We start from the raw sequence: 15,941 nt of genomic DNA, 5'->3' as shown, positions 1-15,941 counted from the left end.
CGAATATGCCTTATGCGCTCTTCTTTTTCACATCGCGGTTCTTGCTTCGGCAGGAACCGCGTTTTTATCGCGTGTAAATTCGACGGTTGCGTGATGGGTATGTGACTACCTGTTGGGTTTTTCCTATACCTTTATATAGGAATTAAAGAAGTATATATATAAGGTTCTAGGAAAGCCCGTATTTCTTATCACAGACTTGTCACATTGCCCCCAAATTTCACTTGATAAGGCAAGTATTCTTCATTAACAGAAAATCCGCGATAAAACACGCCGTCACGGTCATGCCCCTTTGAAAACCGTTTTGCCATTTCAATTCCAAACTTCGTCGATTTCATTTCGTATTCGTTGTTCTCTCTGGCCCACTTTGCATAGGCTTGAAAAACATCTTTTGCACGCACTTTTTCCCATCCGTCATTAATTTCGCAGCACGCATCCATGAATGCACTGATAACGTCCATTTCAGACCGGTATTCAGCCGTTGCCTGTTTTACTGCCTGCGGCTGCTCCAAGCCCTCTCTCTGCCACAGCAAACAGCCATCGACGGCCCATTTCAGGATACCGGGGAGCTCCTGATGCAGCTTATATTTTAAATTTTTGTCGACACGGTCCTCCGGAATACAGACAGTGAACGGAATCAGGCAGATACGGCGCCAGATTCCGACGTCGGTTCCGCGGATCACCGGCTTGTGATTTGTGGACATCCAGAGCTTAAACTCCGGATAAAACTCAAACTCGTTTTCGTATTTTCTGGACGCGGTTACCTTATCGCCTCCGGTAAGCTGCTTCACAAGGCCCTCATTCAAGCGTACCCCCTCATTCGGCTCTGCAGAGTTGACAAACCGTGCGCCTTTCAGCCGCGCAATATCGCTCGTCGGACCGGTTGCTCCAGGTTTGACCATAATTGTTTCAGGCTGGATATTTGTTGCATAATCCCCGATCGCGTCGCTGATCGTTTCGAGAAAAGTTGACTTCCCATTTCGTCCGGTTCCGTAGCAAAAGAACGCGCATTGCTCCTGAGTCGATCCGGTCAGAGAATAGCCGACAGCTTTTTGAATATACCGGATTAACTCCTGATCCCCGCCGAACGTGCTGTCAAGAAACGAATCCCACAGCGGATGATCGATTTTATCCGTATATTCGCAGTTCGTTATTTTAGTGATGAATTTTTCGCGGTCATGTGCCTGCAATTCTCCTGTTTTTAAATTAATAATCCCGTTTGGAGTGCATAGCAGAGATTTGTGAGTGTCAAGCTGATCCGGCGTAATCGGAACATGATGCTGAGCTTCAGTAATCATCGAGCTTTTAGAGCGGTTCGATCTTGATTGCTTTAAATGTTTCATATAATTTTTCTCTACAGTTTCGGTGTCGCCCCAGTTTTCTGGCGCATTTTGGACGTAATAGTCCATGTCGTTTCGCATCTGCTCCACGATCTCGTCGGCCATGCGGTGAATTGCGCCTGTAACATCGAAACACCACTTGCGACCGTCATAGTAAAGCCATGATTTGTTGACATAACTGTACCGGATACGGTCGCCAAAAGTATCCACAAGGCGTTCCGCGTTGCCGGTATCATCGAAAGAATAGAGCTTCTTTTTTTCTGGTTTCGCGGCAGGCTGCCCGATGACGATATGATATTCCGACTTTGGTTCATACACTTTAGTGCAGTCCTTGACGGCCTTTTGCAGAGTGATTTTTCCATATGTAGTACCGGATTGCTTTCGGTCCCATTTGTCTCGCATTAGGCCGGAGGAACGGAAAATTTTGTCCATGAGCTGCTCGTCGCAGCGGCACCAGAAGGCAAGCATGTTGCAAAATCCGAGATCGGCTTCTGACTGTGAGGTATAAAAACTATCCCATTTTCCGGCGTACAATGCCCGGAAGGTATCGCCCTGTTTGGAATCTTCGATAAGACGAATAATTTCTGATTCGGAAAGGTTTAACGGTGCCGGAGTCTCTATTCCTGTCGATGGCTCCGTCCCGCCGCCGATATATTTTTCATGGAGCGGTTTGATCCGTTCCGTGCAGTCGGCAATCTCAGCAAATTCGGAAGCACAGTTTCCGGTCATAATGAAAAACCGGCCGGATTCATACATTTCTACATTTTTACGACGTCGACCAGCAGGCGGGAGTTTACCGCGGCAAATAATATGAATGCCGCGGCCACTTTGCGAATACTCCGCATAGGACTGTAACCCGTAAATGAATTCACCTATGATATTATCTGTTTCACCGTGTCGATAATCTTCAATCGCGCCCTCTACACCGTCGATATCAACGCCGAAATACCCGGATCCCGAAAACATAAAACCTATTCCTGAAAAATTTACAGAGGCCGCCACGGCATCGTCAAAGCCGCACCAGGTATCCGAATTATTAGACTGCGCCTGCCCGCCGGTTTTTGCGTTGATGGGTACTTTTTTTATTTTGCCCGGCTTTCCGGGATCCGGCACTGCTTGCCAGCAGCACCAATTGTTGACGGAACGAATTTCCTGCGGTATGTATTCGAACAAAAAAATCAGCTCCTGAAATTAAAATGGCAGATCGTCGTCAGATTTTACAGTTTCATAGGTTCCTTCGCTTTGCTGCACAGGTGTTTGCTCCGGCGTAACATCCTCGGCGCCCTTCCACTTATGCCTGCAATCCGGGCACTGCGATTCATTAACCCACTTTACCCTGGCATTTGTTTGTCCTTTGTATTCTTCATGTTCCACAGTTACCAGAACGCACTTGTTTTTCAATTCGTCAGCCCAGTCAGAAAGAGACTCATAAGATTTTCCGTTTGGCAGCTTTGCTGATTTGGAAACGGCATTGATTTGTTTGCTGGAATATCCGCTGCAGGCAAGATCGGCGGGTGACGGTTCTTTTTTCTGCCAGATACGATGCCAGATATATTTATTTTTACACGGCTGATCCACGTCGTTCCTTACAACCAGAGTAATGCCCATATAGACGGTTCCGCCTTTTGTTGCATCTTCCCCGGCGTATTTGATAATGCACTCATATTCTCCTTCGGGAATCAGATCAGAGCCTTCTGCTGCTTCGCTGTAATTTACACTGTATGCCATAATGTAGCCTCCTGTTATATGAATTTATGTTGCACAATTAAAAGCGCATCTTCAGGGCTTCGTGCGATACCCGACATGTATCCGTAGGACCGCATCAGATTTAAAAAATCGGTCTGTTCTTTGCGTATGTGACCGCCTGGCTTTTTGACTTCAATAAACCCTGCTTGACCGTCGAATCCGCAAAAGAGAAGATCGGAAAAACCTTTCGGCAGGCCACAGATACGGCGCAAATGAATTAAAACCGGCTGCTTGAATTCCTTAGAATAGACTTGTTCGCCTTGCCAAAAGTCACCGGAGTTTGTCCGGAAGACAATACCATGTGGAGATAACGCCACGCGGATCTGATTCTGAATGTCGCTCTCTGTCAAACGATCCCCCTCCTCTTCGCCTGGTACCAGGCCCACCCTGGTTTATATCCCTGCTTCTTCGCATATGCCTGTAATTCTTCCATGGTGCCGCATTCCTCTGGCGTTGTATAGTCCAGCACAATGCCCTTTATCTGCTCTAAATGAGCCGTTTTAATCTCGTCAAGTGTTCTGGCCTTGACCGGATAAACAAATCCGCAGTGAGGGCACTCGGGCGCGTATTCATGGGTATAAAAGCATTTAGGACATTGCCGGATTTTAAACTCTGAAATCTCTCTTTTTTTGCCCGGCTTTTTCGGAGTCAAGTCCCATTGCCGATCCATATCCGGCAGCCCGAACCTGGCGTAATTTCCCACATGGTCGATAATGACAGCTCGTTTTCCCGGCTTATACCGCATGCAGCGCATGGACTGCTGAATATACAGCGTCAGAGATTTTGTAGGCCGCAACAGGATTGCAGTGTTGCAGTCCGGAACGTCGAAACCTTCACTTATGAGATCAACATTGCAAAGTATACTTATAGTTCCATCCCTGAAGGATGCAATTATCCTCTCTCGATCTGCTTTCGGCGTTTCCCCGTCGATGTGTGCCGCCGTGATCCCGGCCGCGTTGAATTGTTCCGCCATATTCTGACTGTGTTCAATGGATGCACAATAGCAGATTGCCTGTTTGCCGTCGGAAAGCTGTCGATAATAATTGATTACATCACCGTAAATAGCGGACTGGTTGAGCTTTTTTACTACTTCTTCAGTGACATATTCGCCGCGCTGAACATGGAGCCCGGTCAGATCCGCGACAGTCGGCGCGTAATATTCGTAAGGCGCCAGATAACCATTTTCAATCAACCATTTTGTGCTGACACCGATTACCAGCTTGTCGTTGACATCTCCCAGACCGCCGCCGTTAAGCCTGACCGGCGTTGCGGTAACTCCAACGCGCCGCGCGTCCGGAAATGCTTCATAGATTTTTTGATAGGAGCGGGCCAGTGAATGATGATTTTCGTCTGTGATAATAAGTGCCGGAGGATGGATTTTGCTGACGCGCCGGCAGATCGTCTGGACCATCCCGATCCGACACAGGTCCATGTTGACGCCCCACCAGTGGAACGTATCGCGGATTTGCTGGCAAAGTTCCTGCCGATGGACAAGGAATAGCACTCTGTTGTCCTTGGCGGTCGTCTGTCGTGCCATTTCCGCGACGATAACCGATTTTCCCCCACCGCACGGAAGGACGATACAAGGGGCTCGGAACCCCTCTCTGTACGCCTGCCGGGTCGCGTCGATTAAGTCGCACTGATACGGCCTGAGTTCATGCGACATAAGTCGGGCGCCCCGTCGCTTTCTGTACTCGGTGTTTGAAATCCTCCGCGTCGCCGTTGTTACTGGACAGATGAATCAGCCAGATTTCACGGACATGCGATAGGTCGTTTGCTTTTAACAGGCCGATACAGTTTTCGATACTCATATGGGACCGGCGCAGCCGACTCCGACGCGGATCGTTTTCAGAATCAGCCAGAGAATCAGCGCAAAAATTTGCTTCAACCATGATGTGGGTCAGACTACCGAAACTATAGTCGATGTAATAGGAATCTGTTACAAAAAGCAACCTCTCCCGCGTCGCCGTACTCTCGATCAGATAGAAAACCGGCTCGGCGGCGTCGTGGTGGGACATATAAGGTTTAACGGTGAGTGTTCCTATGCGCTCGAAATGATAAAACGGTTTTTTAATGCGGTCTATGCCATCCCGGTTCCACAGCTTTAGTCGGTACGTTTCCGCATTACATGCCTGTGCCGTTCCATTGGTCATGTAAACGTCGACTCCGGCTTTCATTAGGTCATTTACCGCGAGCGAGTGGTCTTTATGCTCGTGGGTGACGATGCAACCGGATATTGCGGAAAGATCATAGTCACACCCGGATTTTATTTTTTTGACTGGCAGGCCGCATTCAATTAAAAGCGCGGTCTGCCCGTCGTCAATCCGATAACAGTTTCCGGAGCTGCCGGAACCGATTATTTTGATATTCAAAACGGTTCAGCTTCTTTCTGCGGTGTCGGTTCGATTACTTCCCCAGTTTCCGGATCAACATTTTCCGGTACTTCATTCGCTGAGGTATCTACAAATTCGCGGTTCGCATTTTCGGAAACTTCCTCGTCAACTTCTGCGGCATCCGCGGAGTCCGCGCACTGGCGGGCATACCGGCCGAACAAAGATGCGTCGCTGGAAGATCCGATGATTGGCTTGCAAGCCTTGTGGACAACTGTCTTTTTTGCCATTTCTTCCGGAAATTTCGCATGAACGCTGTCAGGCTTCAGATTTCCTTTATCATCGAACGGGTGGGAAGTAGACTGCTTCCACGCCTGTTTGATTTGGTCAATGGTCATTACGGTAGAAATCTCCGAGCCGTCGCGGTGCACGACGGTAGCGTAAGCCGCGGTAATGGGATTCTTCTTGTTTTCCAATTTCTGCGAATGGTGGACCTCCACAATCTTGCCCCGCTTGATTTCGTAATCGAACTTATCACCCTCATAGACGGCGGCGGAATAAATTTCTTCAATGCTCGGGTCAACCTGTTTCGCAACCGCAATGTCACCGAGGTACGAACGCTGCAGGGCAAGTGTTTCCCCATAAGCGATAAAATAGCATTGCTTTTTGTCAGGATTCAAACCTTGAACGCACATGGAGAGCAGCGAAGATTTAATGCTGTCCTGTGTGCAGTTCTGGAAATTCTTCACGCTGGGGAGCGTAAGGGCCGCGGATTTCAGCGCGTTTTCAACGGAGTAATTCGCCGGAAGCTGAAGAGACCCATGGGCGAGAAATCCGCGGACATTGGTAGATACTGCCATAGTAGCGTTTTCTACTTTAGAGAGTTTTTCAGACATATTATTCATCTTCCTTTTCATCTAAAAATGTGGCTTCCAGATCCGCAATGTGCAGCATCAGCGCGAGAGGAAACAGACTGAAAGCCTGTGGAACATTGCGGTCGGAATAGTTGCCCATGTGAAACCGGATTGCAAATGCTTCTTCACGGGTCAGACGCATAAATCCACTGATGATGTAAACGGACTTTTCACCATGGCCGTAAGGGACCTTATCGTCAACCGAATAGTAGGGCTGCTTTTCCCACTGGCCGGTTTCCTCGTTTTTGACGTTGCGTGAGGAAACGGTATAGAAATTGACCTTGCAGATGTCATGGAGCAGGCCACAAATGGCGCGGCATTCGGGATTTTCGCAGGCCAACCGGTTATAAACGTTCACAGAGTGTTCCACAAGTCCGCTCTCATGGTTACCGTGGTATTTCGCACTTGCCGGAGCCGTGAAGAAATCGGAGCTTTTCAGCCATTCCAGCAATTTGTCGGCGCCGTCGCGGTGAATATTTTCCGTGTAGATTTTAATGAAATCGTCTTTTGCGCTCATTCCGTCCCATCTCCTATCATGTTGATGCTTAACACTCTGCCGAGAAAATCAAGGCCGTCTTTTGAAACCTGATAAGCTTTTGGATTGTCACCGCAGCCATGGGGAAAATCTTCTTTTGTGGCAAGCCTCTGTTTAACAAGATTGTCCCAGTCAGAATCATCATCGGCAGTCGTAAAATAGTTGCGCCAGACGTTGTACTTTCCACGCTTTACCATCCGATGATCGAATCCAACGCAGTGTTTCATGTCTTCTATCTGGACAAGCGAAACCGAATAATTTTTCATTCCTGCACCTCCACTCTCAGCTTTTCATCGTCCGGCGACACAGCCAGCCGAATAATTTGTGCATCCGTTTCAATCGGCAGCGTTACGCCTTCCGCGTTGTCAATCCAAATTGGAGCATCCACGCCGTAATACTTCGACAGCGTGTTAATAATATCGATGCCGGTCTGCAGCCGCTCACCTGTGGAAAGATTTGTCGAGCCGTTCGGATAAACCACGTCGCAACATTCGGCTTCCTCGCCATTTTTCTGCGGTGCGAACATGCGGAACCGGGCAATCTTGAATTTGCCATTGACCGCGGTTTCCAGCGCACGGGCCTGCTTCTTGACGTGGTCTTCACAGAGAGCGACGGCCTTTTCCCAGGTGCCTAGGTCGGAAGAAATTTGTTTTTGCTTATCCTGCAGCTCTATGACATGCTTTTTCTGGTTCTCTATTTGCTTAATCAGAATTTCAATACGTTCGGAATCCTGAATCTGCTGCTTTACACCGTCCAGTTCAGCCGCCAGCGCGTCCAGTTTGCTGTTTTTTCCGGTGTCCGTCCCTTTTTCAAGCTGATTTTTCAGGTCAACCAGACGCCCGCTAAGTTGCTTATATTCGATCTGGGTTTCATAGACGCAAGGCTTTAGCATGCCGGTGCCTTTTCCGATACGCTCCGTCAGGACGGTAACTTCTGAATCCAGCGTGGCGAATTCCTTACGAAGTTTTTCCAACGTTTCATTGCCGGTACTGATTTCTTCGGCCATTTCCTTACCTTCGGCAAGAACCACTTCTAATTTTTTGCTGCGGTTGGTGTTGAACGCCGTCCGGGCCGATTCAATCTGATCGGCAGGTAAAGGCTGCCCGCAGGTGGGGCAAGTTTCATCGCCCTTCCAAACGCTGTCATTAATTCGGTGGTATTCAACTAACTTTTCAGTCTTGCGATCGGAGAGATCAGAAACTTTCTTCTCTAAAGATTTAATCTGATATTCCACATCAGACAATCGGTCTGATTTTTCCCGGCGCTGAAAATTCAGCAAATTAATGCCGTCCTGGATCTTTTTGTTTTCAGCTTCGATACCGGCGTTATATTTCTGCCTGCCTTCTGCAATCTGCGTTTCCAGTTCAGCAATTTCCCGCCGGACCGCGTTCGCGGAATCGTCGTTTTTTAACGTCTGAATCTGATTTTCCAGCTCTGCGCGCTGCTTTTCGAGCACGGCCACATCGGGCATTACCGGCAGTTCAGCAGGAATTAGCCTCTGCGCTTCGCTGATTGCGTAGGGCATACCGTCAAGCTCTTTCTGCGTGGCTTTAGCGTTCTGCTTTGCCAGGGCAAAAAAATTATCGAACTCGCGACCGCACATCATCGTAAGCAGTTCTTTTCCCGGATCAACATTCAACTCTCCGGCGATCTTCACAAGCGTCGCGCGGCGTTCCTGCCAGCTCAATGTCTCAGTAAAATAGTGCGGGTTGGTGATCAGCTTGAACAAATCAGGATCAACCAGTTCATTGACGACGGAATTGTATTCCCCAGCCTTGACTTCCAGATCATTGACGAAATAATGAACTTTGCTGCCGGCATACTGACCTTTCATCTCACCGCGCTTCGGCCATTCTTCTATGTAGGATTTTTTCAGTGTGACGGTCTTGCCGAAATATTCGAGTTTTGCTTCGACAACCGGTTCGCGGCCGCAGCCGGTATCCGGCACTGTTTCACCGGGCTTGTGCGGAATCAGATCATAGTCCTTGCGGTCTGCGGAATCCTTGCCAAACAGCAGCCATAAAAAGGCATCCTCTGTGGTTGTTTTCCCGGCTCCGTTTTGACCAAAAATATTGACATTATGTCCTTGGGCGTCGATGGATTCCGCGGCAATACTTCGGAAACTTTTTATTGAAAGAGATAAGAGCTTCAAAATTTTACCCCCTGCCTTAATAAATCAACGAAAAGATTATGTTCTTCGACGGGATCCATCCGGCGTATCCGGATTGACCTCTGAGCCTCGCGGAACCAGTGGTTACGGACTTCCTCCGATTCGGCCAGCTTGTCGCGCAGCTCAATGATTTCGGCTGCTTGGCGGGCAATGATTTCTTTGTCGGTCATTCTGATTCCTCCAAGTCTCCGAACAAATTAAGCTTTATTCCAAGCTGCATGACAGCATAAACAACCGTAGCTAAATCCTTTCCACTGATATGAGCCATATAAAAAGTTGCTTCGCTGGTTTCCTCGAGTTCATTTTCTGTAATACCTGCAATAAATCCCTTGCGGACTTCTTTCGTGCTTCCGTCAGTGTAATGCAGGACAATTTTATCGATATCTTTTTCCTGATTCATTTGACATTCTCCATTTCTCGCTATACAATAGCGGTATCAGTTGTTTTTTGTTCGTGCCGCTCTGTGATTGCCGTCACAGGCGGCTTTTTTGTATCCGGACGATCCGGTCGTGCGTGGCTACGCCGTACTCGACCATAGCTTTGCGGGCACCCGGCGCCGGCCGGACAGCCTCGAAGTTTTCCGGTAATGACGGCATATCCGCAGTTTGTGTCTCTGACGGTGGTAATCCGCTGACGGAAAGCGCAGCCGCGGCAATAACTATCCATGATGACACGCCCTCGCGAATTCTTTCAGCCCTTCATAACTCGGGATGTCGTTGTCCATGCGGCACAGCCAAAAATAAACGTCAGCGATGTGGCTGTTAATACGGATTCCAAGCATTATGTATCAGATCCTTTCATTTGTTTGCCCGGTAAAACGCCTTTGCGAATCCAGGCGGGGTAATGGCCCTGCGTCCAGCTCTGTCCAACTTCGGCCCGGTGTACCAATCCGGCACCCTGTCGTTGCAGGTTGTCCAGCAAAATGCGTTACTCTTGTCGTTGGCATATCGTCTTGTCAAGCCCTCCGGCTGCACGGTGACAGTGGGCTTCGGCGGATTGAAATATCCCCATAAATCCGTTTTCTTTGTCCATCCGTCGCCATATTGCCACGGGTCAAATGTCATTGCCGGTTTTCCCATGAAGCGGCGCAAAAGCCCTCGCGGGTTCTCCATAGCCCAAAAGGTTAACTTGCCCTGTGTTTGGCACTTCCAGATAATTTCTTGACAAGCCCGTACTGTTTCCATACCGAGTGCGAGATCACGTTTTCTCCGGCTGCCATTCTTTGCAACGCTGAATTCCGTGCACGGCGGTGCTGCAAGGATTCCGTAAACGTCAGCCGGCGGATCATATGTAAGAACATCGTTGTCTGGTAGTGTCACCAGCCTGACATCGTACCCAGCGTCCCGGTAAGGTTTCGACCAAGCGCCTGTGCCACCGCAGAGATCGAGGATGATCTTGCCTGAATTGTCAGTCACGTTTCGCTCCCTTCCGGCTTGCGAGAGTAGGCGAGCCACGTTTTCCCTTGCTGGCGCCACTCGAAAAAGCAAGAGGGTGAAGTAACATTTACTAGGTTGCCTAAAGTCACAGCCACAATACCGTATCTGCTTGTGCAAATTTCGTCCTTACTCTCTACCCACACCGGTTCCCCGCCCATATGCTTTAGCTGTTCCACCGTCAGCGCCTTGTTTTCCGGGGCGGCGCGGCGGTCTGCTATATACTGGCGGAGCTTTGCGGCGTCCTCTTCCGGGATACGGCACATACCGCTTCGCGGCGGGTCGTCGGCATACAGAGGGCCTGTGCATTTCATATCCGCTACGTCAATCAGGGATTCAATGATGTCCAGTGCTTCCGACTCCTGTGATTTCAGTTCTTCCATCAGCTTTTCGCCTCCATACCCGGGCACCATGCCGGGATTCTTCTCAGGCTGTGATAACGCCCTAGCGCCAGCCCTTTTTGCGCTGTGATTTCCGGGTGCATGCAATAGTTTCCGGCTGGGTTCGCTGCTTCCTTCCACATTCCACCATGCTTGCATGACATGCAGGGATGGGACGCGGCGGCGGGATTCAGATTACCCATCAGCTTTTTGCCTCCTTTTTTAGACCAAGCATTTTCAGCGCGTACTCGATCCCGTCGCCATACCCGTTAATGTACTCCGACGCGCAGTCGGCGCGGGCATCCGCGAGCGCTTCGCGGAGAAGATCCACACTGGATTTGCTGACAAGCAGTTTTTTATCCGGCATAAGTTTGTACCTCCTATTCTTGTAAATTTTCCCTTTCCGGCGTAGAATATTGTCGGAAGGGAAGTGATATTATGACATACTCAACAGGTGAAAAGCCGGGAAAAGGCTCCTATCAATGCACGAAATGTGGCGAAATCGTCCGTTTGGACGATAACACAGACACGCTTCCACCGTGCCCAAAGTGTAATAACACTACGTTCCGCAAGGTAGGCTAATCTCCCGCCGGATGGTCTTTATGGCTGTCCGGCCCCTTTATGACATACGGCTTTTCGATCCCGTGTCCACAGCACGCAGAAGTTGCTCCCGGAATATATCCGAGACAGGCGTCGTATCCTTCCGGCGTTGGCATCCTGCCGCAGCGGGTGCACGGGCGTTCTTCTGTAATGGAGCGGCCGCTGTCGGCGTAGACCCATCGGCCCCCAATAAACCGGATCAGGTGGCCTCGTTTATGACCGGTTACCATGCTTTTCCTCCTTCCCGCCCAACGGCGGATAATTATGTAATCTTCTTTTCACAACGCCCGGCTCCGAGAATCAGGCGGATTTCTGCTCTACCCCATACTTAATCGCCATTTCCTTGACGATAGCGACGTAAATTTCAATCAGCTTCTTGTCGTCGGCGATAATGTCGACTTTGTTGAGCCTGTCCCTCTTGGACTTGCACGCTCCCTCGCCGGCCATACGGTTTCGTTTGTTCGTCAGTCGGGTTTCAAGGCTGACGCCGCCGCGCTGATCGACCAGTTTGTAAATTTCGGCCTGTACGTCGCGGAGGTATTCGTTGCCGCCCTGCTTCTGAGCGATTCGGACAATCAGCTTCCGGGCGTCTTCACGCCATGAGCGCGTATCCAGGGCGATTACGTCGCCAATATGGTCTAGCCGGTCGTTGGTATCCTTCAGGGCTTGCTGTTGTTGCTTCTGGCCGACCTCCAATTTAATAAGAAGCCGAAGCTCCGGGGAAAGATTTTCGATATTGGTATCCAGTTCAATGAGCTTATCCCGGATCGCTTTACCCTCCGGTGTGCGCTGGATCATCGCAATGTGCTTCGCCATGTCGAGAGACATAATGTGGTTGGTTTTCGGCTTTCCCGGAAGTCCGTCAGACCTATCGCTCAAAAATGAGCTATAGTCCTCTCCCTCAGAAAATCCGTACTCGCACATGCGGGGAAACCAATCCTTATACTCGGTTTTGATTTTGAGCCTTTCGTGAAGCTCTCTGCCGACCACGACTTTCTTTCCCTCGTCAGTCACGTACACGGGAATGATGTCGTGGTTGAAAATCTGTAAATCGTTCATAGGTTGCTTCCTTTCTTGAAAGTTCCTGCCCACCGGTGTAAAATCGTGGCAGAAGGGAGGTACTGAAATGTCGAGCATAAAAATGACACAAAAAGATGTAAAAATCTTAAGACAGCTTGCGGAAGAATCTGATTCCGGTAAAATAATTGAGTATTTTGAATCTTATAAGGAAGGGCAAAAGAGAACCGAGAGTTTCCGTTTTTGGCTGCCTACAATCATTTCCGTCATTGCATTATTAGTCGCCATACTGAAATAGCGAGGGCGGCACATGAAAAAATCATGCTTATCGTAAACAAAGTCTTTTCTTGCTTGTTCATTCCCGCTTTTCGCTCCTTTCTATGCGGTTTTCTCCATCCGCTCTTTCTCCATGTCTTCTTTGAACGCTTCAAACATGAGCCGGGCAAACTCGCGCATTTTTTCCGGTGAAACGTCCTTTACGTTCACATGCTCCTGCATTGGAATTTCACCCGCCTTTATGCTGTTTTCCGACTTTTTTCAAATGCGTCGATGTCTTCCTGTCGAATTCGATAATCACGCCCGATTTTGATTGCCGGTAGCTTCTTTTTTCGAATCCAGTCCCAAACGGTGAGAGTTTTGACCTTATACCTTGCTGCAATTTCCTCACAGGTGTAGTATTCGGGCATAAAATTCCTCCTTCCTATTAAAAAATACTTGCGTTTACTTCGGTTTTGTGATACTATTATGTCGCGAAACAAAAGTAAATAGCAAAACCGAAGTGCATACCAAATGCGTTATTTTACTTCGCGTTTGTTTTGTATGCTCATACTATACTTCGCTTTTCTTTATAAGTCAATAGCAAATGCGAAGTATTTTCCGGTTTGTGAAAGGTGCCTAAAAATGTATGAGATTTTTGAACGTCTGTTAAAAGAAGCCGGGATTACAGCCTATAAAGTTTCTAAAGATACCGGTATCTCACAAACTACCTTGAGTGATTGGAAAAGAGGTCGCAGTGTCCCAAAGACTGAAAAGCTTCAGATTATAGCCGATTATTTTGATGTATCCCTTGATTATCTTCTCGGGAAAACAGGCATAAAAAAAACGCCCGCCCTTACTGAGAAGGACGAGCGTGATATTTCTAGACGGCTGGATCAAACGCTAAGTGATTTGGAAAGTGCTCAAGGAGAGTTGATGTTCGACGGTGAACCTTTAGACGATGTCACGAAGGAACTGCTAATTGCCAGTCTAAGAAAAGATTTAGAAATGGGAAAAAGAATAGCCAAACAAAAATACACACCAAAAAAATATAGAACAAAACCGGGTGATTGAATGCGCGTCGACCAGATTGTGGAATCCCTTTGCAGAAAGTATGATACTAGAAATCCCTATGAATTAGCGGCCTGTAAAAGCATACATATCATAAAGTTACCTCTTGGCGGCATTAAAGGATATTACAGTAAGGTTTATCAGCAAAAGATAATCCACATTAATAGCGATTTTTCTTCAGAAGATCAGCGTTTTACCTGCGCGCATGAATTAGGCCATTGTATTCTTCATCCGAATTCAAATACCCCGTTTCTCAGAGCTAATACGTTATTCCCAGTTGGGAAATACGAGAAAGAAGCGAACTATTTTGCGATTGACCTCTTATATTCTGACAGTGATATTGAAGAATACGCTCAATTTTCGATTCCTGAGATAGCTGCCTGTCTTAATCTGCCTGAGCATCTTGTAGAATACAGGTTGGATATTATGCACAAATAAAAATAGCCGCTCCATCCGGTCGGTACCCGGAAGAGCGGCTCACCATCAGCAGGGCTGACAGCATGAACGATTTACATATTAAGTATAACTGTTCAGCCCTCTTAAATCAAGGAGGGCTCATGAAAAACGCTGTTATTTATGCGCGGTATTCGAGCGACGCGCAAAAAGAGACAAGCATAGACGACCAGATCAGAGATTGCAATAAATTCGCTGCGGATAATAATTATCGGATAATCCATATCTACCGCGACGATTGTGTGTCGGGAAAGACAGACAATCGCGATCAGTTCCAGCAGATGCTTTCGGACAGTGCAAAAGAATTATTTGAAACGGTAATTGTGTGGAAGCTTGACCGGTTCGCGCGGAATCGAAATGAGAGCGCGCTCAATAAAGTAAAATTGAAAAAGAATGGCGTAAAAGTAGTTTCCGCCATGGAGCATATACCGGACGGTCCGGAAGGGATTATCCTGGAATCTGTTCTCGAAGGAATGGCAGAGTATTATATTTACGATCTAATGGAAAAGACGACGAGGGGGCGTATTGGTGTGGCACTTCAATGTAAGCATACCGGAGGGCGCCCCCTACTGGGCTACAAGGTAAATCCGGACAAGACCTATTCTATCGACGAATACAATGCTGAAACGATCCGCCAGATATTTCATATGTATGCTACCGGATCCTCTTTTTCTGAAATAATAGACGAGATGAACCGGCAGGGGAGAAAGACCGCATCAGGCAGAAGCTTCGGCAAAAATTCTATTCACGAGTTATTAAGGAATGAACGTTTCATTGGGATTTTTACATACAATAAAATACCGTCTGAAAATGGGAAGCGGAATAGTCACGCTTCCAAACCAAAAGATAAGGTGATTCGGATCCCCGATGGGATCCCCGCGATTGTTTCAATGGACGAGTGGAATACGGTACAACAAAAAATGCAAAAAAATAAGCATACTCAAGCCCGCTATAAAGCAAAGATAGAGTACCTTTTATCAGGAAAGATATTTTGCGGCGAATGCGGCGGTGCAATGGTAGGGCAGAGCAGTGGAAGCCATGAAAAGTACTCCTATTATGAGTGCAGTACCAAAAAGCGTTTAAGGACATGCAGTAAGTCGAACGTTAAAAAAGAAACGATCGAAGCCGCCGTTATTAACTATACTATTGATTACATACTGTCAGAAGAATTTCGGGAATCGCTTGTCGATTTGATATTGCAGCAGGACGATGAAAGGCAAAAAAGCGCCCGGCTCATTACCGGGCTCAAAGAAAAGATAGGGCAAAATCAGACAGCCAAGGACAATATTATTAAAGCCATAGAAGCTGGAATTTTCACCTCTACCACGAAAGAAAAGCTGGAAGCATTGGAAGCCGAATCCGATCTGCTGAACAGTCAGCTGCTCGAGGCCGAAACAATGCAATCGCCTACATACACGAAAGAAGCAATATCCGTTTGGCTCAGTAAAATAGCTACCAAGGCAAGAAAAAGCGAAAGTGGAAACAAATTTTTGCTTTACTCATTTGTTTCCGCCGTTTACGTGTACGATGATGGTACCGTAAAAATATTATATAATTTGGGGAATAAAGAGCAAAAAATAGCTCTTTCGGATTTAAATGGTGCGGGTGACAGGACTTGAACCTGCACATCTTGCGACACAAGAACCTAAATCTTGCGTGTCTGCCAATTCCACCACACCCGCATACTGCCCGGCACATTT

Annotated in this window: 23 protein-coding genes and 1 tRNA gene; 5 read left to right on the top strand and 19 right to left on the bottom strand. The window is 47.9% G+C overall.

The genetic code is table 11. From position 1 onward, the window contains the following. Nucleotides 1-188: 188 nt before the first annotated feature. From CAFE_RS09435 to CAFE_RS09365, 15 genes are all read right to left on the bottom strand, one after another. Nucleotides 189-2,510 (bottom strand): phage/plasmid primase, P4 family, encoded by a 2,322-nt coding sequence (locus tag CAFE_RS09435; protein ID WP_156990487.1) that lies wholly within the window; start codon nucleotides 2,508-2,510, stop codon nucleotides 189-191. An 18-nt stretch (nucleotides 2,511-2,528) separates the two neighbouring features. Then, on the bottom strand, nucleotides 2,529-3,065 hold the full coding sequence (locus CAFE_RS09430) for a DUF669 domain-containing protein (protein WP_156990486.1): 537 nt from the start codon (nucleotides 3,063-3,065) through the stop codon (nucleotides 2,529-2,531). Nucleotides 3,066-3,079: 14 nt separating this feature from the next. Further along, complete coding sequence (locus CAFE_RS09425) at nucleotides 3,080-3,433, bottom strand: VRR-NUC domain-containing protein (protein WP_156990485.1); 354 nt, start codon at nucleotides 3,431-3,433, stop codon at nucleotides 3,080-3,082. Next, nucleotides 3,430-4,749 (bottom strand): DEAD/DEAH box helicase, encoded by a 1,320-nt coding sequence (locus tag CAFE_RS09420; protein ID WP_156990484.1) that lies wholly within the window; start codon nucleotides 4,747-4,749, stop codon nucleotides 3,430-3,432. Before CAFE_RS09420 ends, CAFE_RS09425 begins: the two co-directional genes overlap by 4 nt. Further along, nucleotides 4,739-5,455, bottom strand: coding sequence for an MBL fold metallo-hydrolase (locus CAFE_RS09415; RefSeq protein WP_156990483.1), 717 nt, complete (start codon nucleotides 5,453-5,455; stop codon nucleotides 4,739-4,741). Before CAFE_RS09415 ends, CAFE_RS09420 begins: the two co-directional genes overlap by 11 nt. Beyond that, nucleotides 5,452-6,309: a RecT family recombinase gene (locus CAFE_RS09410; protein WP_166525108.1), complete on the bottom strand. Its 858-nt coding sequence runs from the start codon at nucleotides 6,307-6,309 to the stop codon at nucleotides 5,452-5,454. Before CAFE_RS09410 ends, CAFE_RS09415 begins: the two co-directional genes overlap by 4 nt. A gap of 1 nt (nucleotide 6,310) precedes the next feature. Further along, nucleotides 6,311-6,844, bottom strand: a complete 534-nt coding sequence (locus CAFE_RS09405; protein ID WP_156990481.1) for an HD domain-containing protein — start codon at nucleotides 6,842-6,844, stop codon at nucleotides 6,311-6,313. Further along, nucleotides 6,841-7,128, bottom strand: a complete 288-nt coding sequence (locus CAFE_RS09400; protein ID WP_156990480.1) for a hypothetical protein — start codon at nucleotides 7,126-7,128, stop codon at nucleotides 6,841-6,843. The genes CAFE_RS09405 and CAFE_RS09400 overlap by 4 nt, the downstream gene beginning before the upstream one ends. After that, nucleotides 7,125-9,014, bottom strand: coding sequence for an AAA family ATPase (locus CAFE_RS09395; RefSeq protein ID WP_156990479.1), 1,890 nt, complete (start codon nucleotides 9,012-9,014; stop codon nucleotides 7,125-7,127). The genes CAFE_RS09400 and CAFE_RS09395 overlap by 4 nt, the downstream gene beginning before the upstream one ends. Then, nucleotides 9,011-9,202, bottom strand: coding sequence for a hypothetical protein (locus tag CAFE_RS09390; protein WP_156990478.1), 192 nt, complete (start codon nucleotides 9,200-9,202; stop codon nucleotides 9,011-9,013). Before CAFE_RS09390 ends, CAFE_RS09395 begins: the two co-directional genes overlap by 4 nt. Next, nucleotides 9,199-9,432 (bottom strand): hypothetical protein, encoded by a 234-nt coding sequence (locus CAFE_RS09385; protein ID WP_156990477.1) that lies wholly within the window; start codon nucleotides 9,430-9,432, stop codon nucleotides 9,199-9,201. The genes CAFE_RS09390 and CAFE_RS09385 overlap by 4 nt, the downstream gene beginning before the upstream one ends. Before the next feature lie 397 nt (nucleotides 9,433-9,829). After that, nucleotides 9,830-10,447: a DNA cytosine methyltransferase gene (locus tag CAFE_RS09380; RefSeq protein WP_156990476.1), complete on the bottom strand. Its 618-nt coding sequence runs from the start codon at nucleotides 10,445-10,447 to the stop codon at nucleotides 9,830-9,832. Then, nucleotides 10,444-10,848, bottom strand: coding sequence for a hypothetical protein (locus CAFE_RS09375; protein WP_156990475.1), 405 nt, complete (start codon nucleotides 10,846-10,848; stop codon nucleotides 10,444-10,446). The genes CAFE_RS09380 and CAFE_RS09375 overlap by 4 nt, the downstream gene beginning before the upstream one ends. Then, nucleotides 10,848-11,048, bottom strand: coding sequence for a hypothetical protein (locus CAFE_RS09370; RefSeq protein ID WP_156990474.1), 201 nt, complete (start codon nucleotides 11,046-11,048; stop codon nucleotides 10,848-10,850). The genes CAFE_RS09375 and CAFE_RS09370 overlap by 1 nt, the downstream gene beginning before the upstream one ends. After that, nucleotides 11,048-11,212, bottom strand: coding sequence for a hypothetical protein (locus CAFE_RS09365; protein ID WP_156990473.1), 165 nt, complete (start codon nucleotides 11,210-11,212; stop codon nucleotides 11,048-11,050). The genes CAFE_RS09370 and CAFE_RS09365 overlap by 1 nt, the downstream gene beginning before the upstream one ends. Before the next feature lie 68 nt (nucleotides 11,213-11,280). On the opposite strand from CAFE_RS09365, the gene CAFE_RS09360 reads away from it, so the two are divergent. Further along, the gene (locus CAFE_RS09360) at nucleotides 11,281-11,427 is read left to right on the top strand and encodes a zinc ribbon-containing protein (RefSeq protein WP_413814426.1); all 147 of its coding nucleotides are present in this window, start codon (nucleotides 11,281-11,283) and stop codon (nucleotides 11,425-11,427) included. Here the strand turns inward: CAFE_RS09360 and CAFE_RS09355 are convergent. Both CAFE_RS09355 and CAFE_RS20055 read right to left on the bottom strand, forming a co-directional pair. Continuing rightward, nucleotides 11,424-11,675, bottom strand: a complete 252-nt coding sequence (locus CAFE_RS09355; protein WP_156990471.1) for a hypothetical protein — start codon at nucleotides 11,673-11,675, stop codon at nucleotides 11,424-11,426. The genes CAFE_RS09360 and CAFE_RS09355 overlap by 4 nt on opposite strands. Before the next feature lie 70 nt (nucleotides 11,676-11,745). Next, entirely contained in the window at nucleotides 11,746-12,504 is a 759-nt protein-coding gene (locus tag CAFE_RS20055) for an antA/AntB antirepressor family protein (protein WP_166525107.1), read from the bottom strand. Between the two features lie 67 nt (nucleotides 12,505-12,571). Here CAFE_RS20055 and CAFE_RS09345 point away from each other — a divergent pair, with 67 nt between their 5' ends. Further along, nucleotides 12,572-12,760, top strand: a complete 189-nt coding sequence (locus CAFE_RS09345) for a hypothetical protein (protein WP_156990469.1) — start codon at nucleotides 12,572-12,574, stop codon at nucleotides 12,758-12,760. 217 nt (nucleotides 12,761-12,977) lie between these two features. On the opposite strand, the gene CAFE_RS09340 is transcribed toward CAFE_RS09345, so the two are convergent. Further along, a complete protein-coding gene (locus CAFE_RS09340) occupies nucleotides 12,978-13,148 on the bottom strand; it encodes a helix-turn-helix domain-containing protein (RefSeq protein ID WP_156990468.1) in 171 nt (56 codons plus the stop codon). Nucleotides 13,149-13,362: 214 nt separating this feature from the next. Here CAFE_RS09340 and CAFE_RS09335 point away from each other — a divergent pair, with 214 nt between their 5' ends. The 3 genes from CAFE_RS09335 to CAFE_RS09325 all read left to right on the top strand — a co-directional run bounded on the left by CAFE_RS09335 (nucleotide 13,363) and on the right by CAFE_RS09325 (nucleotide 15,860). Next, nucleotides 13,363-13,791, top strand: a complete 429-nt coding sequence (locus tag CAFE_RS09335; protein WP_156990467.1) for a helix-turn-helix domain-containing protein — start codon at nucleotides 13,363-13,365, stop codon at nucleotides 13,789-13,791. Further along, complete coding sequence (locus CAFE_RS09330; RefSeq protein WP_156990466.1) at nucleotides 13,792-14,226, top strand: ImmA/IrrE family metallo-endopeptidase; 435 nt, start codon at nucleotides 13,792-13,794, stop codon at nucleotides 14,224-14,226. A 119-nt stretch (nucleotides 14,227-14,345) separates the two neighbouring features. Further along, on the top strand, nucleotides 14,346-15,860 hold the full coding sequence (locus CAFE_RS09325; RefSeq protein ID WP_166525106.1) for a recombinase family protein: 1,515 nt from the start codon (nucleotides 14,346-14,348) through the stop codon (nucleotides 15,858-15,860). Here the strand turns inward: CAFE_RS09325 and CAFE_RS09320 are convergent. Next, nucleotides 15,839-15,923 (bottom strand) — tRNA-Leu (locus CAFE_RS09320). The genes CAFE_RS09325 and CAFE_RS09320 overlap by 22 nt on opposite strands. Nucleotides 15,924-15,941: the final 18 nt, after the last annotated feature.

Origin of the sequence: Caproicibacter fermentans (genome assembly GCF_009746625.1) — a bacterium.
Taxonomy (GTDB): domain Bacteria; phylum Bacillota; class Clostridia; order Oscillospirales; family Acutalibacteraceae; genus Caproicibacter; species Caproicibacter fermentans.
The sequence above is the reverse complement of the archived record's forward strand: the minus strand, read 5'-3'. Positions and strand labels throughout refer to the sequence as shown.